Here is a 24,746-nt window from a genome sequence, read left to right on the forward strand (position 1 = left end):
GGAGGATGGATTTGGATAGTGCTTCTGGTAACTAGCCCCGTACTAGCGCAGCAGGTAATACCAAAAATCGCCCAGAACAAGGTTGGAAGGTGGGTATATGGCCTATTGAATGATACGTCGTCGACCGAGTCGTCTCGTATTCTGGTGGTGCCAACATTTGGGTACGCGCCCGAAACCAGCGCTGAGTTCGGCGCGCGGGCGTTCTCCCTGTTTTACGTCAATAAGGATACGGTGGTGAACCGCCTGAGCGAAATTGCGTTGTATTCGTTTATTACGACTCGCCTGCAATTCGGTAGTGTGCTCGATAACGCTGTTTACTCCAATAAAAACAAGTACTTTTTCCTGGGGCGAACCCGCTACCAACAGTTTCCGCTGCTTTATTATGGAATCGGCCCTGATGCTCCGCTCAATAATCCGGTAACAGTCGAATCAGAATACGTTCAGTTTCGACAGCGGGTATTACGTAATGTTGTCAGTAACTGGTACGCTGGGTTGGAAATTGATGTGCAGCATCTGGGGCGAGTCAATTTTGAGAACAGCGGTCGTGACTATGATTTTCCTGTCGGAGCCCAAGGCTCGACAAGTTCTGGAATCGGGGCAGCCCTTGTTTTCGATGATCGAAAAAACGTACTGAACGTCCGGAAGGGTAATTTTCTGGAAGCTGGCTTTCTGACGTACAGCAAGGCCCTGGGTAGTACGTTCCCGTTTCGCTCGTATCTGGTTGACGCCCGATTGTATCGTCCACTGGGTAAACGAAACCGGATTCTGGCTGCGCAGTTTTTGGGTACGTTTATGAATGGTACTGTACCCTTTAACAACCTGGCCATGCTGGGTGGGAGCGAATTATTACGTGGTTACTACCAAGGCCGCTACCGGGATAAAAACCTGATGGCGATCCAGGGCGAGCTGCGGTGGTTACCTTTCGGCTTTAGCCGTCGCTGGGGCGGTACCGTATTCGCCGGACTGGGTACTGTAGCGCCAACATTGTCTGAATTTCAGAAAGACAAACTGCGGTGGACCGTTGGTGGTGGCGTCCGATTCCTCTTTTTTCAGCGTAAAGACGTCTACTTACGGGGTGATATTGGCGTAACCGCCGAGGGAACGGGTATCTACTTCTCGTTGGGCGAAGCGTTTTAACGAAGTCAAGCGGGTATGGATGGGGAACGATCAGGGGCGCGTGTGGTCATGCTTAATCAGGTAACAAAAGCAATATAAATCGGCGTAAAAGAAGCGTGATCTTGCTTTGTTTACCCGGTGTCAACAAGGGGCTACATTTGCAAATCCGGTCGGGTCTACCGTATTTTGCCAATAAATCTTTTACGCTGTAATGAATTTCCCCGCAGAACTGAGCTATACACAGGACCACGAATGGATTCGGATGGAAGCCGATGGCACCGCCGTTGTGGGTATCACCGATTTTGCCCAGCACGAACTGGGTGATATTGTATTCGTTGACGTATCGACGGTTGGTCAGTCGCTGACAAAAGGCGATGTATTTGGCTCCGTTGAAGCCGTAAAAACGGTGTCAGACTTGTTTTTGCCAATCGATGGCGAACTGCTCGAACTGAATCCCGCTATTGAAAAAAGCCCCGAACTGCTCAACAGCGATCCGTACGGTGAAGGCTGGATCATCCGGCTTAAGCCTGCCAGCGCCGATCAGTCTGAGGACCTGATGACCGCTGAGGCTTATCAGGAACTGGTGGGTGCCTGATTCGTTTCTGACAATTGTTTAGAAGGCTCCGCCAGGCTTACTGCCCGTGGGGCCTTTTTTATGCACAGTCGGGCGTACTGCCGACCTCTAAATCAAACTAGGTAGGCTGCGTATTACTGCTACACCTAGAAACTACTATGCAACTTCTCATTCGTGCTGCCTGCGTTGTTGATGCGCAATCGTCTTTTAACGGCCAGCGTGTTGATCTGCTCATCAATAATGGACTGATTCAGCAGATAGGACAGGACCTGACGGCCAGCGATGGTGTTCGCGTCATCGAGGCCGACAATTTACACGTATCGCCGGGCTGGTTCGACCTACGGGCATCAGCGCAGGATCCGGGTTTCGAGCACAAAGAAGATATTGATAGCCTGTGTCAGGCAGCCGCAGCGGGTGGCTTTACGGACGTGGCGGTTTTACCTAACACGCAGCCTGTCGTTGACAACAAAGGGACGCTGGGTTACGTCCGCCGTATGGCAGAAGGACAACCCGTTAGCATACACGTTATTGGGGCCATTACCAAGAAGACGGCGGGCGAAGATTTTACGGAAATGCTTGATCTGCATCACGCGGGGGCAATCGCTTTCTCGGATGGCCATCATCCGCTACAGAATCCCGATTTGCTGCTAAAAACGTTGCAGTACTTACAGCCAATCAATGGGCTGCTGATGAACCGCCCGGAAGAAACCCTACTGACTCAGTTTGGGCAAATGCACGAAGGCGTTCAAAGCACATTGCTGGGACTGAAAGGGATGCCCGCGCTGGCTGAAGAGCTAATGATCGAGCGCGATATCCGCCTGCTGGAGTATGTGCTTGGGGGTAAGGGCGAAGGACACGGGGATGATCAATCCGCTACCCTCAACCCCCTGCCCGGCTCCCCTCGCCCGACGCCCCCCGCTCTGCATTTCTCAACGATTTCAACGTCACGATCCGTCGAATTGATTCGACAGGCTAAGGCGGCTGGTTTGCCGGTGAGTTGCGATGTGGCCGCGCATCAACTAGCGTTCGACGATACAGCCTTGGCTGGCTTCGATACTAATCTGAAGGTGAATCCACCGTTCCGGGGAGCAGACGACGTAACGGCATTGTGGAACGGTCTGGCCGACGGAACGATTGACGCGATTGTATCGGATCATACACCGCAGGACGCCGAAAGCAAAAATCTGGAATTTGATCTGGCTGAATTTGGCATTATTAACTTGGAAACTGCGTTTTCGGTGGTGGTGACTAACAATCAGAAGATTCCTCTGGCGCAGCTTATCGAAAAATTTACGACCCGGCCCCGGCAGATTCTACGTCTTCCTGGCGCAAGTCTGGCAGAAGGGCAACCCGCCTGTTTGACCTTGTTCGATCCAACCGATCAGTGGACCTTTGACCGGACAAAATCGAAATCAAAAAATTCACCGTTTCTGCACCAGACCCTGACGGGGCGGGTGATTGGAACAGTACACAAAGGCCAGTTTATTCATACGGCATGAAGAGCATCATCGCTTATTTTAATAACCCATTACTCAAGCTACCGCTGTTGGCAGGCCTGATGACAGGAGTACTTTGCTTCTTTTATTTTCTGGCTCTATACGCGTTGGGTGTCCCGGCACTGGGCAATATTCGGGTGCTGGATTATGGGATTCATATTATCATGATCGTTGCTACGGTATGGTATTATCGAAAAAACGTGCGGCACGGCTGGCTACACTTCTGGGAAGGCTTAACGATTGGATACGTGTTGAATACCGTAGCGGCCCTGGTGACGGGCTGGCTGATTTATTTCTTCATCACCCAGGTCGATCCAGCCGTTTTCGTTGAATACGTAACGAATTCAAAAAAACTCCTGCTGGATGGGAAATCGCAGATCACTGATCAGTTTGGGCCAGAAACGTTCCAGGATCAGTGGAGGAAAGTAGCTCAGATGGAACCCGAAGTACTGATCACCGACGAGCTAACCAAAAAGACCGCGCTGGCCGTATTGCCCGTACTCATCATTTCTTTAATCTTCCGGAAGCAGGACTATAGCATTCTGCGCTAACGTATTGGCTTAACCTGGCTTCGCCAGAATCCTCCCTCTCTACCATGAATGAAGAATCGTCTCCTGCCCGAATAGCCCTGAAATGGGGGCTGCTAACCGCACTGATCGAACTGTTGCTTACCTCCATCCGGTACGCCATGAATCAGTACGTGAATTTCCTGTTTCCCATCATGACCATTATCATCCTGATTACAGGAACCGTGCTGGCGATGCGGGAACTGCGTCAGGCCAATGGGGGCTGGTTATCAATAGGCGAAGGCATTTCGATGGGCTTATTAATGTTTGCGGTTATCGGCATTCTGGATACGACCTACCAGCAGGTTTACCAGACGTACGTCGATCCGTCCTACACGGAACAAGCCCTGGAGCAAACCCGTAACATGATGGAACGGTACGGCGCGAAAGATGAACAGCTTGAACAGTTCGACGAGCAGATTGAAAACATGGCCGATCAGCCCGCCAAAGGGACGGCTGGTATTGCCTTCATCGGTGGCGTGTTATACTGGATACTGGGTGGACTGTTCTTGTCGTTGATTATTGCCGCGTTTATGCGTCGCGTGAAAAGCAACCCATTCGATTAGTCTCCATGCTTGCCATTTTTCGTAAGGAAATCAGCCAGTTCTTTTCGTCGCCCATTGCTTACATCAGCATTGGGGTTTTTCTGACGGCCGTTGGGCTGTTGCTCTGGGTTTTCCCTAATACCAGCCTGCTCGAAAATGGCTACGCTGATCTGGGTTTGTTTTTTACCCTAACGCCTTACGTTATGCTGTTTCTGGTGCCAGCCATCACAATGCGGGCTATTGCTGATGAGGTACGAGCCGGTACGCTGGAATGGTTGATGACAAAGCCCGTAAGCCGCTGGCAGATCGTAGGAGGAAAATTCCTGGCCAGCTGGTTGTTGGTCGTGCTGACGCTGGTACCAACGATAATCTACTACGTAACGCTTTATCAACTGGGTTCGCCGGTTGGCAATATTGACTCGGCTGGAGTAGCCGGAGCCTATGTTGGACTAATATTGCTGGGGGGCGTATTCGTGAGTATAGGCCTGTGGTCTTCGTCACTGAATGACAATCAGGTGGTGGCCTTTGTCGTAGGCGTATTTTTCTGCTTTCTGCTGTACGTTGGCTTGAGTGCATTGGCTGACCTGTCCATCTTTGGCGGACTGGCCTATTACCTCTCTTATTTTGCGCTGGACGAGCAGTACCAGGCGCTGGGGCGGGGGTTGATTGACTCCCGGAACGTTATCTACCTCGGCAGCCTTATTGCGTTGTTCCTCTTACTAACCGTAAATCGACTGGCTCGCTGAATGAGTACTATGAATTTAACAAGGCTAGCGTATTACGCAGCTATCGGCTGGACGATCATCATGTTTATCGGGTGCTCCTGGCCGACTGAAAAACTACCCGATGAAGTTGTCTCGATAAGCGATAAGGGAATGCACATTGCCATCTTCGCGCCCTTCGCTGTGCTGTGGCGTTTCGCGGGAAAATCCTGGCAGTGGACTTTACTGGCTGGGCTTGTATTCGGACTGTTTATTGAGATTTGGCAGGGAATCACACCGTTTAATCGCTCCTTCGATCTGATTGATGCGGTTGCCGATGGAATCGGTACCGCCGTGGGACTAGGCCTGGCCTGGCTAGCTGGCAGGTTCATCAAACTGTAGTCTTTACGGGCGAGAGGCTGCACGGTGTCAGTGCAAAATATAATGGTATGATAAACAAGTAAAAGTCAATCTTTAGTAACTTTTTTCGTTATTGCAATAGAAAAGGTTCGGGCAGTCTCGATTGTCAGTGTGCAATCAAAACTGCCCGAACCTTTTTTATAACCAACCCCATATTTTCGTCACCGACTTGTCTATTTTATGAAAGTACTAGGTAGCATCCATGATCCCGTTTTTATCAGCCGTAGTTACAGCCGACTTGATCAGTTCTTTCTCCACTACATTAAGGACGAACGGGATCTGCCATTTGTGTACTTAACGCTGAAAATTACGTTTTCACTGATTCCACTCAGTATTTTACTGTTTATGCCGTTCGTAGCTGGATGGGTCTGGTGGGCAGTGGCTGCGGTGCATTTCTACATCAGCAACTTCGTTTTCAAAGGGCCATTTGGGCTCATGCTGCACTGCACGAGCCATCGACAATTCTTTAAGAACGAATATGATTGGATGAATAAGTACATCCCCTGGATTATGGCACCTTTTTTTGGCCATACACCTGAGACGTATTACAGTCACCACATTGGTATGCACCACCCCGAAAATAATCTGGAGGATGATGACAGCAGCACCATGGCATTCAAGCGGGACAGCTTCCGGAGTTTTATGGCCTATTTTGGCCAGTTCCTGGTGGTAGGTGTCTATAATCTACTAGGGTACCTGCGCCGGAAAAACCGCTCTAAACTGGCAACCCGGGCAATGCGTGGCGAAGTTATTTTCTTCGTTAGCTGTCTGATCTTACTGTTTGTGAACGCGCCAGCCACTATTGCGGTCTTTCTGCTGCCTATGTTTATCTACCGGCTTATCGCCATGCTGGGTAACTGGACGCAACACGCTTTCGTCGACGGTGAAGATCCTGGCAATGCCTATAAGAACAGTATTACGTGCATCAACGTAAAATACAATAAGAAATGCTGGAATGATGGCTATCACATTAGCCACCATGTTCGTCCTGGCATGCACTGGACCGAGCACCCTGTGTTTTTCCAGAAAACACTCGACAAATACGCCCAGAACCGGGCTGTTATCTTCGATGGGCTGGATTTCTTGCAGATCTTCTTTCTCCTGATGCGCAAACGCTACGATAAGCTAGCTCAGCATATGGTAAACCTGGATGGTGCGTTTACTGGTGATCAGGATGCGATCGACTTGCTTCGTTACCGGACCCAACGGATTACTGTTAGTGAACCGGTAGCTGTCCTGCAAACGGCATAACTCAGTTGACTTGTCCGTCAATTCGCGCTTCAACTTGACGCTGTACGCCGGTAGAAACGTTAGACAGAAAATCGTAGCCCGTTAGTCTTTCCAGTTCATCAACGGTTGTTACGTATGCCTGCCAGTTTTTATCGGCGGCAGTCTGTGTGTTTGGGATGTTGACGGCAATGATGCGCGTATTGGCCGAAATGCGGCTGACATCGTTGGAGCCAGTAGGCAGGACAACGATGATTTTCCACAGACTGGCGGGTACGGTTATTCTTCCGCTTACCAGTGTCGTTGCATAACCGTTACTGCCCGTACCTCCTGTACCGTATGTGCCAGCAATGACGTATGCTTCGTTACCGTCGTTAATGAGTTCGCGCTCGTAATCCTCTAAATTTTTCCACACTTCTCGGTTGTTACGTGGCGCTTGTGGCACGATGTTGGTTAGTAGAAACGTGGTCGCATTGTCTGCTGGCGATCCATCACGATCGTCGGAAGGACAAAGGTGGCCCCGGTCAAATCCGGTGTTCGTATAGTTGGAAGTCTTTACCGCAAACCAATCCGTTGGTAGGGTAGGATCAGGCTGAAAATCGTTGGCGCGTTGTGCCTCGCCTTTCCAGGCCGTACTCAGATGCCAGCTAACCCAGTTGGCGATCGCCCGCTGCCGATTGTAGGAGACTACGTACGTTGACTTAGTCAGTAAATAATTGTTAGGATCGCTCAGCGAAGCGCCACTTGGATTACCTAAAGCCAGGTTTTCGTCGCGCGTAGGTTGGGTAGAGTTGGCCGATGGTTTGGGTGTGCTTCCCCGGAAACAGCCCACTAGCAGGATGCTCAATCCAACTGAAAAGACAATTGTTTTCAGCGGACGACGTACCGGAATTGATTTTACTGACATTGTTACGAACTTTACAACAGATACGAATAGCCAACTAAATGGCTTAGCCTATAGGGCTACTGAGTAAACGCGCAACTGACCCAAAATAGACGAGTTTTTCGCTGGTATGGCCAAAAAAAAACAAGCTCCTGTCACTAGACCGGTATCTTCCAAACCTGCTTCAACCGCTGATCAAAGCGTATCCCGTCCAGCTTCTGTACGGACCACCGAAACAATAAACCGGCCTGTGAATCGCCCGGTGACGACTACGGCAACGCGGCCTGCGGCTACCAATCCAACAGCAACGCTGCCCATCGATGTCCGGCCAATTGTCTGGTGGCCCCCTCTGGTGCTGGCCTTGCTGGGACTATTGTTGTACGTCAACACGTTCGGTCATCAGTACGCACTGGACGACATTGCTGCTATCGAGCAGAACCTGTTCGTGAAAAAAGGCATTGCTGGTATCCGCGATCTGATGCGTACCGAATTCTGGCACTTCAGTAACATCTCACTCGGGTATTACCGGCCTTTATCGCTTATTACGTTTGCCATTGAGCAGGAGTTTTTCAAGGATAATCCAAACATCAGCCATATTATCAACGCCGTACTGTACGCGCTGACGGGTTTGGTCATCGGTGTACTGCTGCAAAAGTGGTTGCCAAAACAGACAGTTACGGCCTTCCTGATTGGTCTGGTATTCATAGCCCATCCAATCCACACGGAGATTGTGGCCAACATCAAAGGGCGCGACGAAATTTTGAGTTTCCTCTTTATCTCGTTGATGCTGCTCTCCTACTGGAAATACCTGGAAACTGACGAAAAGGGTTGGATTGCCAGCGCCTGTATCTCGCTTTATCTAGCCTTTCTATCGAAAGAATCGTCCATTGTCAGTTTGGCACTGATTCCGGCGATGCAATACTGGTTCACCAAACGTAATATCTGGCAGTCGCTGGCGAGCCTCTGGCCATTTTTGATCGTTACAGCGCTTTTCTTCTTCCAGAAACAGAAAATGATTGGTACGCTGAGCGGAAACCCACCGGTCGATTGGGCCAACTATCCGTACGCGATTGAAAAGACTCAGAAATCGACGATGTTCAAATTTCTGATGTACTACATCCGGCTGCTGGCGTTACCTCATCCACTCGTGTACGACTATTCGTATAACGTAATTCCATCGGGGGGTAAAGGCGATATACTGACCTGGGCCGGTTTCTTTACGTTCGTAGGACTGGTCTGGCTCACCTGGAAAGGCTTTATGAAAAAGGCACTATGGGGTTTTGGGCTATTCTGGTTCTTCGTTACCATGGCGCCGGGACTGGGCTTCATTTTCTTCCGGGGTGGTATCTTCGCTGAGCGTTTTGCCTATGCTGCCGTTATGGGCTTTGCCTTCGTGCTGATCTGGGGTTTGCAGAAACTGCTGGTCCGTGAATCGCCTGAATCGCCGAAGCCGGTGTTGGTACGTTATGCACCTGTACTGGGGATAATGGCCGTGGTAGCGGGGTTATATTCCTTCAAGACAATTGAACGGAACAGAGACTGGGAAAACAACTTTGTGCTGTTTAACTCGGCTTTACCCTATGTGCCAAACAGCTGTCAGGTGCAACGGCACGTTGCCAATGAGTGGATTCAGAAGGGCCTGAATGATCGTGCTAAAGCTGATTCAATTGCGGCTGCGGTAAACGGCATTAAGCCCAAACCTACTCCTGATCAGGTGAAAAAAGGACAGGCATTGATCGATTCGAATATTGCGCAAGCCAACAAGCATGGACGCTGGGCGCTGGATCACCTCCAGGAGTCGACCCGAATTTATCCAAGTTTCGGTGAGGCTTATTTCTCGATGGCTTACGTATTCCAGAAAATCACGCCGAATGTCGATTCTGCAAAGTATTACTATAAGCAAACCATACGGGCTGCCAATGCTTACGCGCCAGCTTACAATAACTTAGGCGTTATCTACCAGGGCGAGGGATTTGCTGAACAAAATCAGACAAAACTGCAACTAGCGTCGTACTATTACAACCAGTCAACGGTAGTAAATCCAGCTTACGTAGACGGTCAAAACAACCGCGATAATCTGGCTAAAGCTACTGGTATCAACGTAAGAGCATTACCTGACTCAGTCTTGAAGAAGTACTAATCAAATCGTCTTTGCCTGAATAGAAGGGCTGACTCCTGTGGTAGGAGTCAGCCCTTTTTTGTTCCTACAAAGGAAGAAAGCTATGGGCGTTACTAAATAACGGAGTTAATTATTTAGAAATTTTCTAAATAATTAACTCCGTTATTTGGATTGAATCTAAACAAGGTTTAGGTTTGTCCTATTACTACTCGGCGATATATCGCTTTAGGCACTCATTAGAACTTAAGCCCTGCTGGATTTGACGAGCAACCAACTGGGTAATTGTTGAATCCAGCAGGCACAAACTAAACCAACGTTCGTATGAATAACCGGCATGATTTACGGAGTCTGGTTGAATGGGAAAATGGATACATCGGCCATTGTAGCTGTTGCGGTACTTATAACGTAGCCTACAAAAACTCGTTGTTTGTGCTGAAAGCACCCGAGTTTGAATGGTTTTGTGAAGTGATGCTCAACCGCGAACACTTGGGATCGTTTTATACGACTCACGGCAAAGAAATTTACGTACCCACCCCACTACAAAACTATTTTATTCTCTTTTCAGAGAGTGAACTGACCGAGCTGTTGGAAAAGCTAGCCGAAGTAAGTCCACTGGTACAGGCTGATCAAATACTGAACAAGCTGGTTTAACCACTTTTCGTTGGAGCAATATCCGCAACGCCATGCGGGCGTGACCGATTCGTACCCCGGCTCGAACCGGGGTACTGAATTTTTTCATTCGAAAATACTATGTGTCATTGTCTATGCTACCGGTTAATGATCCTCTCTTTCGTACGCGTTACGGGCAGACGCATTACCTGCGGTTGATGCAGCAGGTGTACCTTGAGTTTGGCGAACTACGCACTTGCTACACGCCCGCTGCCCTGAATCGATTGGCCTCCGTTGTCGATCAATTGATTCACACATCACCGGAGATTACCCGCGATCCGAATCATCGACTGCTTAACCCGCCCGGTACTAGTGGGCGGGTGTTCCGTTTCTCAAAAGACGAGCTACTGGATTTGCAGGACTTACTCCACGGATCTGCCGCGCTAATTGACCTCTACGATTTCCTCCACAGTCGGTTCATTACCGTCGAAGGGTAACGAATGTTACCCGCCAAACCTGGTTACACTTCGGTTTCTGGTCATTGGTACGGTAGATGACTGAAAATTTCTTTCATCAGAAAAGTTTAGCAAACTGACGGCATAGATTAAAAAATTAACCGTTTAGTAAACAGGAAACGCATAGCTAGGTCGCTGACAATCATTCATAAATTCTCGTTGGATGAGAACGACATAAGGGTTGGTGGTTTTGCCGGATTGACTTAATTTTAGCTTAACAAAGGAAAATGGAGTAGCAAGCTTCTTAAAACACTGGGCCGTTGCCATAGCCCGGATGGATAAATTAGCTACATTTGTCTCCCTTTTTTGAGCGACACCCCGTAAGCAGTACGTAACCCGTGAATGGAACGACCCCACCAGTAATGCAGCGCGAAATAACAACCGTGTGGAATCGCTGTTTGAGCGTGATTCGTGAGATCGTGCCCGATCAGAGTTTCAAAACCTGGTTTGAACCCATTGTGCCCCTGCGGCTCAACGGGTCAGTGCTAACCATTCAGGTGCCCAGTGAATTTTTTTACGAATGGCTGGAAGAGAATTTTGTTCACGCGCTGCGGAAAGCGCTCGATACGGCTATTGGTCGGGACGGGCAACTGGAGTATTCGATTATAGTCGATAAGGGCAACGCGCAGAACCGCCCGCTGACGGTGAATATGCCAACGACCAAGTCTCCTCAGACGGCCAAGCCGGATAATGTCAGCCCGAATCTGCTGAAAAGCCCTTTCGAGCTGAAGGACCTGGACTCGCTAACGCTGGATTCGTACCTGAATCCAAGCTATACGTTTGACAATTACGTTGAAGGAGATTGCAACCGACTGGCGCGTCAGGCTGGTTATGCCGTAGCAGAGCGGCCGGGCGTTACGTCTTTCAACCCGTTGATGATTCACGGTGGGGTAGGGCTGGGGAAAACACACCTGGTACAGGCCATTGGCAACTACATCAAAAACCACAACCAGAACAAGTTTGTCCTGTACGTAACGTCAGAGAAGTTTACGAATCAGTTTCTGAACGCCATCCGTTCGGATGGTATTCGCGACTTCACGAGCTTCTACATGCAGGTAGACGTCTTGGTTATTGATGACGTACAGTTTCTGCAGAAAAAGGAGAAAACGCAGGAGATCTTCTTCCACATCTTCAACCACCTCCATCAGTCGGGTAAACAGATCATCATGACCTCCGACCGAGCTCCCCGGGCGTTGGATGGTCTGGAAGATCGTCTGCTGTCACGCTTCAAGTGGGGACTATCAGCCGATCTGCAAACCCCCGATCTCGAGACCCGGATTGCCATTATTCAGAAGAAACTACAGGCTGAGGGGATCTACATTGAGGACGCCGTTATCGAATACCTGGCCCACAGCGTCAACACAAACGTTCGGGAATTAGAGGGTGTCATTGTGTCGTTAATGGCACAGGCGTCGTTGAATCGCCGTGATATTGACCTGGAGCTGGCTAAGCAGACCCTGCGTAATATCGTCGTCGACTCCGAACGGGAGGTAACCATCGACTCGGTTCAGGAACTGGTAGCTCAGCATTTCAACGTGACCATTGCTGACCTGAAAGCGAAAAGCCGGAAGCGCGAACTGGTCTACCCCCGGCAGGTAGCCATGTATCTGGCTAAAGAAAAGACGGATCTGTCGCTAAAATCCATTGGGTATCACTTTGGGGGACGTGACCACAGTACGGTCATTCACGCCATTCAGACGATCAGCGATGCGGTTGCCAAGCATCCCGAAACGCGCGACGTAATCGAAAAGTTGAAGACACAGCTGGCCTAGCAGAACCCATCACACCAGCCTGACATAGCAATGTCCCTTCACTTGCTATCCCGCGCCGAACTGGATGCTGTAGCCTGGGATAGTTGTATCCGGGCGTCTTTCAATCGGGTCATCTACGGCTATGCCTGGTACCTGGATGTCGTCTTATCTGAACCGGGCTGGAAATGGATGGGGTTGGTTTCGGTCAATGAAACCGGAGTCTACCAGGCTGTTATGCCAGTACCTTTACGTCGGAAGTTTGGCCGGTGGATAGTGCATCAACCCTTGTTCTGCCAGTTTCTGGCTGTCTTCTCAACCGATGAGACGATAGATCCAGGGCCCTTTTACCGGGCGATTCAGCAACGATTTCGATACGGTTCGAAACTGAGTTTGCTCGCACCGAATATCCCATTTACCTATTTCGAGCGGATTGAGCCGCGGAAGACCTACGTGCTTGATCTGCGTAGGTCTTACGAATCGATTGCTCATAACTACACCCACGATCGACGGCTGAATTTACGTAGGGCGCAAAAAGCGGGCTGGCACGTGATTGATTCAGAAGACATATTGCCGCTGATTAATCTGTTTCGAGCACATCACGCAGCCAGTATTGGGGTAGGTGATTGGGCTTACTCGATTCTGACAAAACTATACGAAACCCTACGTCAGCGTCAGCTGGTGACCCTACGTTATGCCTTGATTGATAATCAGATTGAAGCGGGGGCGTTGTTTGTTCAGGAAGGAAATCGAATTGTTTACCTTTTTAACGCGGCATCAGCCAGAGGACGATCCGATAATGCGCGGACGCTTTTAATCGATCAATTGATTCAACAATGGGCTGGGCAACCGATGCTCCTTGATTTTGAAAGTCCCGAGAAGCTATCAATTGCCCAGTTTTACCGAAGTTTCGGAACTACAGATGAGGTTTATCAAACCGTTTCCTGGAACCGGCTGACGCGTATGGAGCGCATGCTGCTACGCGTTAAAAGTGGGTTGACTGCGCTAACTGACTAAAAATACCGCAATGGATGCTTTAGCCCGTCGTTCCGGCGCAAGTCCATTACCATCGAGCCGACCCACAAATCAACCTCAACCTTGACCGGAATTTTGTTCAGGTCATCAGAGACGTAAATACGGATCGATTCTTCTTCCTTAAACAACTTGTTCGGTGGTAAAACTGGGTTAAGCTTAATCACGTTGATCTTGCCTTCCTTCGCTTTAATAACCGACTTGCCTCGGTACCGAACTTTCATGTTATAGACCGTATCGTCGTAGAAAGCGGGTACCTCAATTACCTGCCCGTTTGACAGACGGTTGAAGTCGATTGTGCGCAGAAAGTAATAGCCACTTACCAGGTCATGAACATTTTCGGGAACTTTGAAGACGTCCCGCTCGGTACGTTCTTCGGCTTTTACCGTGTTTGACCCGTGATTAAACGTAATATTTTCTTCCTTCCGGTAACTGTTTTCCCGAATGCTGGTGTAAAACTTCTGGGGAAGAATAGCCGATGTATCGATGTACGAGCGCCACGTATCGCGAACTTTCGTCACCAGGTCAAAAGCACCTACCGTACGACCATCAACATTTACCCGATAACAGGGCCGTTCGTTGACTTTATACAAGGACGGACTAACGTCAATGATGGCTTCGGCTGCGTTGACAAAGCCATAATGGACACGATATTCAAGATGCTCGCCTGGACCGAAGCTGTTGTTCGCGACGCGTCGGTAGGAGTTGAGTACCGTAAAACCAGAACCTAACGCCGTGATAACACCCAGACCAATCAAAAACTTCTTCATAGAAAAGCAGCACGCCAATCTGGCTTTTAAAAAGATGGATAGGTTTGCTTCAAGTAAGTTAAATAGCGAGTAAAATCACTATTAAATTGCTGTTCGAATTCCTGTCGAAAGCGGTTTTGCTGCTTTCGATATGTCAGGTAACCAATAAAATACGCGTTATTGGGCAGATTTAGTTTTTCTAAGCGCCCCTTTTTTACTGAACGTGCCCTAGCTCTGCTGCGTTTGTCCCGGATGGTGTCGGAACTAGCAACAATCTGCCGGATGGTTTGCCACTTCAGCGAATCTTTGATGACAACTGGCGTGGTTGGTTTAAACGATTTATACAGACTGTCGAGGACCTGATTACCTCGTAATACGTGTTCGTCGTACCGACCAGAAAACGCTTTCGCGGCTTCATAATCTTTGTACTGAACCGATGTCAATCCGTATTTCTGAGCCAGAAAACGAGCCGCTCCGTATTCACCCACAAAGTCAGCCAGGTTCTCGTTATACTCCAGACTATTTTTTACAAACAGCGTGCCATGCGTCAGCTCATGAATGATAAGTTCGGCCAGACTTCCTTCGGAACGGTCTAAAAAGCTGGACAGGATTGGGTCGTTCAGGAAGCCTAACGTCGACCAGGCCGACACTTCGCCGACCCGCGTATCCAAGCCTTCTTGCTTTAGTTCATCTACCTGCTGGTCAGCACGGTCCTTCTCGAAGAAACCTTTGTACGAAAATGTTCCTAAAATCGGGAAGTGCCATTGCCGGGCAACAAGCTCATAAGGCTGAGCAGCTGTGATGACCCAGAGGATTGGTTTTCCCTGCTGATCGTAGAACGACTCATAACTTCCTGACGGATCTAAACCCAGGGAATCAATAGAAAAACGCTTTATTTCCTGGATTAGTTTAATTTTTCGCTTCAGCGAGTCTGGATAAGCTGGATCGGCTAAGACCTCTGCTACGGGTTTTGTATTCCACAAGATTCGCAGTTGCCCCTTTGCCTGCATCCAGCCGTAGCTGACCAGCTCCCATTGCCAAGCGATCAGAATGAGCAACAGACCTACGATACTAAGAGCAATTTTCTTCCCCATTGGTTGGAAATGAATCAATAAATCAAGCTAATCCAGGTGTGTATTAGACGCGTAAAACCGATGCGGTGAGACAAGGTCTCGCGACTACTACTGCCAGTCCCACGCCACAACAATCCAATTTTCTCCCAGCGTAGAATCGTAAAACGTTTCCAATGGCCGGAAACCAACACGCTCATGCGCCCGTTGTGAGCGCGTGTTTTTCTCGGAGATGTCCGTTACCAGCAATTTATACTGACCACCGTACACCTCCTGCTGATGGTGATACATACGGTCAAAGATCCGCTGGCCCCGGTAACCAGCATCGACGCAAACCTGCCCCATAACGTAATAAGCTTGCTCACGGAGGGGCTTGCCTTGGTACGCAATCTGGTTAATTGACTCAAAAAGAGGCAGCAGTTCGGGAATATCGTTCGCGAACTCAGGCAGCATAGTGAGACAGTAGCCCACAACTTTGGCACCGTCTTTGGCTATAACGCTGGGTGCAACCTGGTTCATACGGGTTAGGACGTCTGGATTGTGATTAACCGTCACGAACCCCTGCGCTGACTGGTCGTCAACGGATACGTTCTGGCGGAGGTTAGCCTGTTGTAGGGTTAAGATGCCCTGGACGTCAGCTGCTGACTGAACGGTGGTAATCGTAATCATTACGGAAGCGAAATAAGCTTACTCGAACACTGCTTCAAAAAGGTAGGGTCGACGCCAGCCCCAATACCTGGTTCATCAGGAAGGCTGATGACGTATCCGGTGTACGTAATACCCCCGTCAACGGGATCTGCCGCGTGTTCGAAACAGCCATCCAGATCGTGGAAAACGACATTCTGGCGCGCAGCCGCAAAATGGGCATTGGCGGTCAACCCCAGCCGTGACTCCGACATACAACCAATCATACAGGGAATTCCGGCCGCTTCGGCGATAGCATTGATACTAAGTGCTTCGAAGATGCCCCCACTTTTCGAAAGTTTGATGTTGAAATAATCGACGGCCTCTTCACGTACAAGTCGGATGGCGTCGCTGGCGTCGAAGAGTGATTCATCGGCCATGATCGGTACGGGCGATTGTTGCCGAATCTGCCGAAGCCCCGCTATGTTCTGCCGCTTGATGGGTTGCTCGCAGTATTGCACATTCCAGTGACCAATAGCCTGTAGAACACGTTGGGCAGTTACGACATCCCAGCCTTGATTGGCGTCGGTGCGGATGGGCGTTACGTCGCCAATGGCCTCCCGAATCGAAGCAATCCGGTGAACGTCATCGCGCAGATTTGTACCTAGTTTGACCTTGATCGCTTCAGCACCCTGCGCCTGGATCCGTAACGCATCGTCAACCATCCGCTCCGGCGTATTGATATAGATCGTTTCGTCGGTGATCAGCGTCCGTTTGCTGCCGCCCAGAAACTGGTACAAGGGCATATTAGCAGCTTTCGCAGCAATGTCGTACAAAGCCATATCAAAGGCCGAGCGCGTAGTTGGATGACCCGGTAAGTAGCGTATCAGCGTGGCCAGACAGGTTTCGATGGCGAGTGGATTCTGGCCGAGCAGGAGACGGGCCATATCTCCTGCCGCGGCTAGTCCTGATGCCTGCGTTTCGCCAACGATCATCCAGAAGGGGGAACCTTCGCCCCAACCCGTGATACCTTCGTCAGTCTGGATCTGAACCAGAAAATTGCGGGCGTGCTCAATAGTACCCAGCGAAATAGCAATGGGTGCCTTGAGCGGGATGTTGTATTGATAGAGCGTTACGGCGGTGATAATCATGGATACAAAAAGCCCGGTGACGGGGCATGAAGTGGCGTCACCGGGCGTAAATTAGTTGGGGAACTGGCTCTTATCCAAACCGGGAATGATACGCAAGGCATTTTTGTAATAAACCTTTTTCAGTATTTCATCGGGGAGCGCCATGCCGTACATACGCCAGAAAGCGTGGTATTTCTTGTGGTAGGGGAAGTATTCGTCATCGGTTTCCAGCACCCGGAAATACGTAGTGTATTCCGAAGGTACCCAGCTATCTTTCCCGAACAGAATCCGGTCCTGGTACTTCTCGAAAAACTTCCGCGATGCCCGTGGCTGCCGACCCAGCTCGGCGATGACGGCCCCAATCTCGACGTTCATGTTCGGGAACACCTTCATCAGACTATCGAGTTTGTTGAGGTCGTTCGGGTACCAGCCCATGTGTGCGTTGATGAACGTCGTTTTAGGGTGCTTGCGGAAGACATTGTGTTGCTCGACCAGTAGCTGTGCCCATGGAGCCGGATCGTTGGGCGATCGCTTTCGGCCGCCGTGTAGCTTTAATTCCAGCCAGCGCTCGTTGTATCGGTCCATCGGGTCCCAGAATGATTTCGGATCGGCGGTATGAATCAGGACGGGAATTCCCAGCTCGCCACATTTTGCCCAGATCGGGTCGAGCCGCGGGTCATCGACCTGCACACGTTTACCACTTTTATCTTTTACGTTCAGCCCCAGCGATTTGTAGATTTTCAGTCCTTTAGCGCCTGCTTTTACGTCAGATTCAAGAATCTTGACGGCCTGTTCAGTCCAGCCTGTCTGCCCGATGTCATCAAAGTTGATGTTGGAAAACAGCACCAGTCGCTTCGGGTTGGTTTTTTGGATATTGGCTTCGGCCGCATTGAAGAACTTGGTATTCGTGGCTACGTCCCCCCAGCCACGCCCGCTTAGGTTGACCATGATCTGCATGTTCAGGCTGTCCATCTGTTGCAGGAGCGGACGCAGATTGGCTTCGTCCATCTGAAACTGATGGTTATGCACATCGATAAACGGATACTTCGAACGGGTCAGCTTATGTTCCGGCACCTTCAGCGTCGATACCGGATCGTATTCTTCAAAACCGAGGGGTTCCTCTGGTTTTTTGTTCTGGCCGTAGGTGGTCAGTCCCGTCAATAGCAGGGCCGCGAAACAGGAAAGGTATTTCATGAGCAGGTTGATTTTAGCTAATAAGCAATTAATCCCGATAAATTAATGCAACGCAGTGAGCGGCAATGCCCTCGCCCCGCCCGACAAAGCCAATGTGTTCGGACGTAGTAGCCTTGATGGAAATGTCCTCTTCCGGAATAGCCATTACGTCGGCCAGGCAGGTTTTCATGGCCGGAATGTGCGGGTTTAGTTTGGGCTCCTGAAGGACGACCGTTACGTCCACGTTCGAGACTTCGTAACCGGCACCCCGTACCATGCTGAGGACTTCGGCCAGCAGTAATTTGCTGTCCACGCCTTTCCAGCGTGGGTCTTTGTCCGAGAAATGGTAGCCAATGTTGCGCATGTTGGCGGCCCCCAGCAGTGCGTCGCACAGAACGTGACAGATCACATCGGCGTCAGAGTGGCCTACTGCGCCAAATGAAGACGGAATCAAGATGCCGCCGAGCCAGAACGGCCGCCCTTCGGCCAGTTTATGTACATCGTAGCCTTGGCCTACGCGTATTTTCATGAAGTGAACTGGTTTTCCCGAAGATACGCTTCGGTTTGAATTAAGAATTCGGCGGCTAACTCGATAGCCTCAAAGACATCAGTTGCTGGTATGTCTTCGTCTATTTCATAATCGCTGTGCTGCCTGAGCAGAAAAAGCTCGTGGAAATTTTTAGCATCTTGTTTCTCAAACTGGCCTTCTTTGACGAAATGTTCGCCAAAAAGTGCTCTGATTGCCGAGTGCGATTTGATGGTAACATTCTTACTGACAAGCAACGCTCGAACCGCATCAAAATAAGCGTAGTAAGCACGGTTGGCAGCACTACGATAACTACCAGCACCGTACAATGACCGAGCATCTTTTATGCATTGCTCTGCCAGCGACATATATAACGTGATCGCTAAAGTCATATCCGGTATCCTTCCCGCCGAACGTTCTCATAAAAGGGCAACGGCGATTGTTGGTACTTACTCAACGAAGCCGGCTTCACTGCGACCAGTGCATCGTATTTATCGCACAGATCATAGGTCACATCGACCATAAGCCTGATCTCACTGGCACTATTGACCGTTTCGTCCCGTAGCACAACTAGGTAGTCGACGTCAGACTCATTATGGAAATCACCACGGGCGTATGAGCCAAATAGTACGACACAGTCGAGCCGGTCGCCGTAAAGCTCGGTCAGTACCTGCTTTACGTCCTGTGAGAGTGTCTGTAGTTGCTCGGCGGTAAGTGGCTTGGGATCGTAGGTGATTTCCATCATGATCAACGATTAATCGTTAGGCTGCTACGTCTGTCTCGGCCCGGCGGTAGTACAGGGTCGAGCAATTCTCCTTGCGGAGGATTTGCCGGGCCATCGTCTGTAGGTCATTGGATGTAATGGCCTGAATCTGCGCTGCCTCCTGATTGACTAATTCCGGGTCGCCGGCATTGGCTGCGTAAGCCAGATTCATGGCTCGGTTCAGGAGTTCCACTTCAGAGAAGGCCAGCGACGCTTCGGACTGATTTTTTACTTTCGCCAATTCAGATTCGGAAACCGGTTGGTCAATCAGTTCCTGGATCACTGCTTCAACGGCCGCATCGGCTTCTTCTAACGTAACGCATGCGTTGAGCGTCCCCTGAACCACCAGCAAACCGGGGTCCAGTGATGACGTCAGGTAAGCCCCTATATTACTGAACAACGGATTGTCACGCAGTAACTTCTGGTACAGACGAGACGACTTGCTACGGCCCAGAATATCGCTGATCAGGTCCGCCGTGTGGTAACCAGGCGCAAAACGGCCTGGTACGTGGTAGGCCTTATACAAGCCATCCAGTGGAACTTTGGCGCTGGTCTCCAGCTTCCGGGCTTCAGTTTGCTTAATCTCCTGTGGCAACTGCCGAACGTAAGGATCACCCGCTGGGATGGGAGCAAACCACTTTTCACATAACTGTTTTACTTGTTCGACCGTTACGTTACCCGCTACGACCAGAATGGCGTTGTTCGGTAGATAATACTTGAAAAAGAAGCTTTTGACATCGTCCAACGTAGCGTTCTCAATGTGGCTGATGTCTTTACCAATCGTTGCCCAGCGATAGGGGTGCTCTTTATAGGCCAGTGGACGAAGTTGCAGCCAGACGTCGCCATAGGGCTGATTCAGGTATCGCTGTTTAAATTCTTCGATAACGACTTTCTGCTGCACGTCCAGTACCTGCGGGTCGAATGACAGGCTCAACATACGGTCTGATTCCAGCCAGAAAGCAGTTTCCAGGTTTGCGGCCGGGAGCGTAATGTAATAATTCGTAATATCGGGGCTGGTAAACGCATTGTTTTCACCACCGACTTTTTGCAAGGGTTCGTCGTAATTCGGAATGTGTTTTGACCCACCAAACATCAGGTGTTCAAACAAATGGGCAAAGCCCGTCCGATTTGGGTCTTCGTCACGAGAGCCGACATTGTATAAAATATTAACGGCCGCCATGGGGGTCGATTCGTCTTCGTGGACAAATACCCGCAGGCCGTTACTCAGCGTAAATTGTTCGTAATGGATCATAGAAAAACTTTTGCGTACTGCCCTCGTTACGTAATACGCACTTAACAAAAGTACGGTTATGGCCGTACAGAATCAAACGCCCCACCTTGACACAGTTCGTACGTCTTCTTAGGCAATATTACCTTCTAATCTGGTTGTTTTGTCTGTCCCTATCGGCCCCGGCGCAGGTGATGACCGACGCGTCTGTTCAGCAGACCGTCGTAAAAACGCTTGACGCCATTTACGGTCAGGAATTTGCCGAAGCTACTTCCCTGATTCGACAGCTTCAGACTCGCTACCCGCAGCATCCGATAGGCCCCATTCTACGGGCTACCTTGCTGGAACAACAATACGTTCCCGTCGAGCAAAATCCGACTGCCGCCAGTCAGTTTGTACAGGCCGCCAATCAGGGATTGGCGTTAGCGAAGCAGATGCTGGAACGTAATGAAAATGACCCAGAAGGAATATTATTTGCGATGACCGCGCATAGCTACCTTGCACTTCTGTATAACAATAAAGATGAATCGCTGAAGGCAGTTGGTGAGTCAAAAAAAGCGTATCCGTACCTCAAACAGGGCTTCGAACTGCTGGATCAAAGCCCAGACTTCTACCTGACGACGGGTATGTACAATTATTACGTTGAGCGTTATCCAATGGATCACGCGGTTGTGCGCCCGTTCATGTTTTTCTTTCAGGACGGAAATATGCAATTAGGCCTGAAACAGATGGACGTAGCGTCCAAGAAAGGTATTTTGACGCGGGCGGGCGCCAATTACTACCTCGCGCACATCTACCTGAAGCACGAAATGAACCCGCAGAAAGCCGCTCTGTACTCAAAATACTTGGTCGATGAATATCCTGCTAACCCGCTGTATGGCATGCGTCACGCGGAGGCTTTGTTACTGGCCGGGCGCTACAACGAGGCAAAACCGTACGTGCAACGGCTTAAGCAGAGCAGTAATAAGCTGGTCACTATGGCGGTATTGGTCTTCGATGGAATCCTGGACGAGCAGGCCGAACGGGATGATAAGGCTGCCAGTGCCAATTATCAGGCTGCCCTCAAGCTGCCATTTAACGAAGCCTACACGAAAGAATACCATGCCATGGCGTATGCAGGACTGGCTCGCGTTGCTGCACGGGATAACAACCGAAACCAAGCGAAGGCGTATTACAAAAAGGTCCTCAGTGTCGGGGCTTACAAATCGTTGATCAAGGAGGCCAAAGCGTACAACGAATAAGTAGACAACCGAATAAATTTTCGCAAACAAGTGGGCGAAGAGGACGCCAGGACGGTTTCATCTCCTTTTAATGTATGGTCACCAATCCATTGTTCGAGTTGACACGTTAGTAGTCTCAAAGAAATTTACAAACCTGTAAACGAATTGTTATGAAAACGCTACTCACTTTATTTGAGCGCTTCGAGCGCCTGGACGCTAGCATCAACGAATGGCTGGTAGCGCATAGCATTGCAATCTTACGGATCACTCTTGGGCTCGTGTTCGTTGGGTTTGGTGTACTGAAATTCTTTCCTGGGATTAGTCCTATCGAATCGCTTGCCACCCGAACAACGGAGATATTAACGTTGGGTCTATTTACCGGGCACAACGCCATGAATTTTGTCGCCGGTCTGGAATGTGTTATTGGTGTCTGCTTCCTGACGGGTCGGTTCCTGCGGGTGGGCGTTTGGTTAATGGGTGCACAGATGGCTGGTGCTATGGCGCCGATACTGCTTTTCCCGGCTGAACTGTTCTCTGGACCAGGCCATGCCCCTAGCCTGGCAGCTCAATACATTCTGAAAGACATCATTCTGATTGCAGCCGGTATGGTGATTGCCGCCACTTGGACAGGTGCCCGGATCATTGCCGAACCTAAAAAACTGCGAACCACGCTACGTTCTCGCGTGCCGAATGTCTACGGAAGAAGACGGGCTCAGGGACATTCGATAGCCTAGCATATAGAGCTACATCAATAATCTACCTCCAAATTCAGGACTTTGCGTAACTCAAGCAACGCTGGGTTTTTCTCCGCCATGAAGTTGAATTTGTCCTGAGAACTGTAAATCATCTTCTTAACTTCCTGCACTGTAACGGTGTGCTCCAACTGAATCTGACTGTTCTGAAGCTGATCGCGTAAGTAACCCATCAGGTCGGGCTTCAGATCGGTTAAGTAACCCACCTGCAACGTATTATCCAGAGTAATATGAATCGTCGTTCCTTCGAGGTTCAACGCTCGATTCAACACCAACTGCTCTGTTGCTGAATCGTACTGCTGGTGACGAAGCCGGGCGAATGCATTCCAGGTCGCTTGTAGCTGCTCAAAAATAAACGGTTTATCGGGGCGGGTGGGCGCGGCTACCACGATTGTTTCCGTATCGGTCGCCCCTGCCTGCATAACGGCGGTGTTCAGCGACACCGTCGACCGAAGACGGCTGCTGGCCGGGCGGGTAGGCGCTGGTATTGCTGGTCGGGGGCGTTCGGGCGCAGTAGCTACCGCTGCAACCGGCTGGCTCGATACAGCGGGCTCTCGCTTGCCAACACCGTCCAGACCAATACCTGCTAGAGACTCATCTGGCGGTGTTGTCTGGGCATGGTAGCCGTTCAGTGGTTCGCTGGTAATTAGGTGACGCTCGGCGGGCTGGGGCTCTACGCTAGTTGAGGGCTGCGGTTGTCCATTGGGGACCGGATTGCTGTTTTTTTTTTCGGTGCCGTTCGGGGCACCTGAATCTGCTGAGTCAATAGATACGCTTGATACCGACGAACTGCTCCGTTCGGGTAACGAGTCCCAGTCGAGAACGTTACGTAGGTTGGCCACTTTCATCAGCCAAAGCTCAACATGCAGCCGTTGATCTTTGGCCTGTTTGTAGTTCATGTCGCACTGCCCCCCCAGGCTCAGCGCCGACAGCAGGAACGACATAGGCGCGCGCGCCGACTGATCGAGGTACTGCCGACGAACGTTCTCCGTAACCTGAAGCAGCTGAACGGTAGCACTGTCTTTACACACCAGCAAATCCCGGAAGTGACGACACAAACCAACCACAAACTGATGGGCGTCGAAACCTTTACGCAGAATTTCGTCGACCGTCAACAAGCTCTGTGAGAGATTGCCCGCCAGCAGTTGATCGGTCAGTTTAAAGTAGTAGTCGTAGTCCAGAATGTGCAGGTTATCCAGCACTTCCTTGTAGCGAATGATCCGATCGGCCGCGAACGTAACGTTCAGGTCGAACATGGACAGGGCATCCCGAAGACCGCCGTCGGCTTTCTGCGCGATCAGATCCAGCGCTTCGCCTTCGGCCGTAATACCTTCCTTCTCGGCAATCTGCGCCAAGTGACCCGCAATATGACCAGGCTGAATCCGGTTAAAGTCAAAAATCTGACAGCGGGACAGAATCGTTGGCAGAATCTTGTGTTTCTCCGTCGTTGCCAGAATGAAAATGGCGTAGGAGGGTGGTTCCTCCAGTGTTTTCAGAAAGGCGTTGAAAGCCGCCGACGAGAGCATATGCACCTCGTCAATGATATAAATCTTGTACTTGCCCGACTGGGGGGGATAGCGGACCTGATCGATCAGATTCCGAATATCTTCTACCGAGTTGTTCGATGCGGCATCCAGTTCGTGAATGTTGAACGACGCATTCTGACGGAAGCTTACGCAGGAGTCGCATTGGTCGCAGGCTTCACCCTCAGCCGTTAACTCATGGCAATTAATGGTTTTGGCTAAGATACGGGCACAGGTTGTCTTCCCTACGCCACGCGGTCCGCAGAACAAGAACGCCGACGCTAAGTGATTGGTCTTGATCGCGTTCTTGAGCGTAGTCGTAATGTGTTCCTGCCCAACGACGGTGTCGAACGTAGCGGGGCGGTACTTGCGGGCCGAAACCACAAAATTTTCCATACTCAAAGTTAACACAGCCGGGGCGGAATTCAAACCCGGAT

Annotated in this window: 26 protein-coding genes; 15 read left to right on the top strand and 11 right to left on the bottom strand. The window is 50.2% G+C overall.

Features of this window, described 5'->3' with window-relative positions:
- Positions 1-18: 18 nt before the first annotated feature.
- From ACYVAD_RS21470 to ACYVAD_RS21505, 8 genes are all read left to right on the top strand, one after another.
- Positions 19-1,137 carry a BamA/TamA family outer membrane protein gene (locus ACYVAD_RS21470; RefSeq protein ID WP_461141592.1) on the top strand — a complete coding sequence of 373 codons (1,119 nt, stop codon included), beginning with the start codon at positions 19-21 and terminating at the stop codon, positions 1,135-1,137.
- Between the two features lie 190 nt (positions 1,138-1,327).
- Positions 1,328-1,711, top strand: a complete 384-nt coding sequence (gcvH, locus tag ACYVAD_RS21475; RefSeq protein ID WP_461141593.1) for a glycine cleavage system protein GcvH — start codon at positions 1,328-1,330, stop codon at positions 1,709-1,711.
- A gap of 137 nt (positions 1,712-1,848) precedes the next feature.
- Entirely contained in the window at positions 1,849-3,189 is a 1,341-nt protein-coding gene (locus tag ACYVAD_RS21480; RefSeq protein WP_461141594.1) for a dihydroorotase, read from the top strand.
- Positions 3,186-3,737: a DUF4199 domain-containing protein gene (locus ACYVAD_RS21485; RefSeq protein WP_461141595.1), complete on the top strand. Its 552-nt coding sequence runs from the start codon at positions 3,186-3,188 to the stop codon at positions 3,735-3,737. The genes ACYVAD_RS21480 and ACYVAD_RS21485 overlap by 4 nt, the downstream gene beginning before the upstream one ends.
- Before the next feature lie 44 nt (positions 3,738-3,781).
- On the top strand, positions 3,782-4,318 hold the full coding sequence (locus tag ACYVAD_RS21490) for a DUF4199 domain-containing protein (RefSeq protein WP_461141596.1): 537 nt from the start codon (positions 3,782-3,784) through the stop codon (positions 4,316-4,318).
- Between the two features lie 5 nt (positions 4,319-4,323).
- On the top strand, positions 4,324-5,043 hold the full coding sequence (gene gldF / locus ACYVAD_RS21495; RefSeq protein WP_461141597.1) for a gliding motility-associated ABC transporter permease subunit GldF: 720 nt from the start codon (positions 4,324-4,326) through the stop codon (positions 5,041-5,043).
- 9 nt (positions 5,044-5,052) lie between these two features.
- Positions 5,053-5,400 carry a VanZ family protein gene (locus ACYVAD_RS21500; protein WP_461141598.1) on the top strand — a complete coding sequence of 116 codons (348 nt, stop codon included), beginning with the start codon at positions 5,053-5,055 and terminating at the stop codon, positions 5,398-5,400.
- Positions 5,401-5,598: 198 nt separating this feature from the next.
- Positions 5,599-6,669, top strand: a complete 1,071-nt coding sequence (locus ACYVAD_RS21505) for a fatty acid desaturase family protein (protein WP_461141599.1) — start codon at positions 5,599-5,601, stop codon at positions 6,667-6,669.
- Position 6,670: 1 nt separating this feature from the next.
- Here ACYVAD_RS21505 and ACYVAD_RS21510 read toward each other — a convergent pair whose 3' ends face one another.
- Positions 6,671-7,552: a DNA/RNA non-specific endonuclease gene (locus tag ACYVAD_RS21510; protein WP_461141600.1), complete on the bottom strand. Its 882-nt coding sequence runs from the start codon at positions 7,550-7,552 to the stop codon at positions 6,671-6,673.
- Between the two features lie 106 nt (positions 7,553-7,658).
- On the opposite strand from ACYVAD_RS21510, the gene ACYVAD_RS21515 reads away from it, so the two are divergent.
- From ACYVAD_RS21515 to ACYVAD_RS21535, 5 genes are all read left to right on the top strand, one after another.
- Complete coding sequence (locus ACYVAD_RS21515) at positions 7,659-9,668, top strand: tetratricopeptide repeat protein (protein ID WP_461141601.1); 2,010 nt, start codon at positions 7,659-7,661, stop codon at positions 9,666-9,668.
- 300 nt (positions 9,669-9,968) lie between these two features.
- Complete coding sequence (locus tag ACYVAD_RS21520) at positions 9,969-10,298, top strand: DUF6686 family protein (RefSeq protein ID WP_461141602.1); 330 nt, start codon at positions 9,969-9,971, stop codon at positions 10,296-10,298.
- Positions 10,299-10,411: 113 nt separating this feature from the next.
- On the top strand, positions 10,412-10,753 hold the full coding sequence (locus tag ACYVAD_RS21525) for a hypothetical protein (protein ID WP_461141603.1): 342 nt from the start codon (positions 10,412-10,414) through the stop codon (positions 10,751-10,753).
- 380 nt (positions 10,754-11,133) lie between these two features.
- Positions 11,134-12,543: a chromosomal replication initiator protein DnaA gene (dnaA, locus tag ACYVAD_RS21530; protein ID WP_461141604.1), complete on the top strand. Its 1,410-nt coding sequence runs from the start codon at positions 11,134-11,136 to the stop codon at positions 12,541-12,543.
- 30 nt (positions 12,544-12,573) lie between these two features.
- Entirely contained in the window at positions 12,574-13,536 is a 963-nt protein-coding gene (locus ACYVAD_RS21535; protein WP_461141605.1) for a GNAT family N-acetyltransferase, read from the top strand.
- On the opposite strand, the gene ACYVAD_RS21540 is transcribed toward ACYVAD_RS21535, so the two are convergent.
- From ACYVAD_RS21540 to ACYVAD_RS21580, 9 genes are all read right to left on the bottom strand, one after another.
- A complete protein-coding gene (locus ACYVAD_RS21540; protein ID WP_461141606.1) occupies positions 13,533-14,321 on the bottom strand; it encodes a DUF3108 domain-containing protein in 789 nt (262 codons plus the stop codon). The two genes, ACYVAD_RS21535 and ACYVAD_RS21540, sit on opposite strands and share 4 nt — an antisense overlap.
- Before the next feature lie 26 nt (positions 14,322-14,347).
- Positions 14,348-15,394, bottom strand: a complete 1,047-nt coding sequence (locus ACYVAD_RS21545) for an aminopeptidase (protein WP_461141607.1) — start codon at positions 15,392-15,394, stop codon at positions 14,348-14,350.
- An 87-nt stretch (positions 15,395-15,481) separates the two neighbouring features.
- Positions 15,482-16,039, bottom strand: coding sequence for a GNAT family N-acetyltransferase (locus tag ACYVAD_RS21550; protein ID WP_461141608.1), 558 nt, complete (start codon positions 16,037-16,039; stop codon positions 15,482-15,484).
- A complete protein-coding gene (locus ACYVAD_RS21555) occupies positions 16,039-17,145 on the bottom strand; it encodes a mandelate racemase/muconate lactonizing enzyme family protein (RefSeq protein ID WP_461141609.1) in 1,107 nt (368 codons plus the stop codon). The genes ACYVAD_RS21550 and ACYVAD_RS21555 overlap by 1 nt, the downstream gene beginning before the upstream one ends.
- A gap of 51 nt (positions 17,146-17,196) precedes the next feature.
- Positions 17,197-18,318 carry an amidohydrolase family protein gene (locus ACYVAD_RS21560; RefSeq protein WP_461141610.1) on the bottom strand — a complete coding sequence of 374 codons (1,122 nt, stop codon included), beginning with the start codon at positions 18,316-18,318 and terminating at the stop codon, positions 17,197-17,199.
- Between the two features lie 28 nt (positions 18,319-18,346).
- Positions 18,347-18,826, bottom strand: coding sequence for a 2-C-methyl-D-erythritol 2,4-cyclodiphosphate synthase (gene ispF / locus ACYVAD_RS21565; protein WP_461141611.1), 480 nt, complete (start codon positions 18,824-18,826; stop codon positions 18,347-18,349).
- Positions 18,823-19,215 (bottom strand): HEPN domain-containing protein, encoded by a 393-nt coding sequence (locus tag ACYVAD_RS21570; protein ID WP_461141612.1) that lies wholly within the window; start codon positions 19,213-19,215, stop codon positions 18,823-18,825. Before ACYVAD_RS21570 ends, ispF begins: the two co-directional genes overlap by 4 nt.
- Positions 19,212-19,568, bottom strand: coding sequence for a nucleotidyltransferase domain-containing protein (locus tag ACYVAD_RS21575; protein WP_461141613.1), 357 nt, complete (start codon positions 19,566-19,568; stop codon positions 19,212-19,214). Before ACYVAD_RS21575 ends, ACYVAD_RS21570 begins: the two co-directional genes overlap by 4 nt.
- Positions 19,569-19,584: 16 nt before the next feature.
- Complete coding sequence (locus ACYVAD_RS21580) at positions 19,585-20,838, bottom strand: M16 family metallopeptidase (protein WP_461141614.1); 1,254 nt, start codon at positions 20,836-20,838, stop codon at positions 19,585-19,587.
- Between the two features lie 134 nt (positions 20,839-20,972).
- Between ACYVAD_RS21580 and ACYVAD_RS21585 the strand changes: the two genes are divergently transcribed.
- Together ACYVAD_RS21585 and ACYVAD_RS21590 are read left to right on the top strand one after the other, a co-directional pair.
- Positions 20,973-22,055 (top strand): tetratricopeptide repeat protein, encoded by a 1,083-nt coding sequence (locus ACYVAD_RS21585; protein ID WP_461141615.1) that lies wholly within the window; start codon positions 20,973-20,975, stop codon positions 22,053-22,055.
- Positions 22,056-22,204: 149 nt separating this feature from the next.
- Entirely contained in the window at positions 22,205-22,768 is a 564-nt protein-coding gene (locus ACYVAD_RS21590; protein WP_461141616.1) for a hypothetical protein, read from the top strand.
- 14 nt (positions 22,769-22,782) lie between these two features.
- Here ACYVAD_RS21590 and ACYVAD_RS21595 read toward each other — a convergent pair whose 3' ends face one another.
- Entirely contained in the window at positions 22,783-24,705 is a 1,923-nt protein-coding gene (locus tag ACYVAD_RS21595) for a DNA polymerase III subunit gamma/tau (protein ID WP_461141617.1), read from the bottom strand.
- Positions 24,706-24,746: the final 41 nt, after the last annotated feature.

Source organism: Spirosoma pomorum, assembly GCF_054776615.1.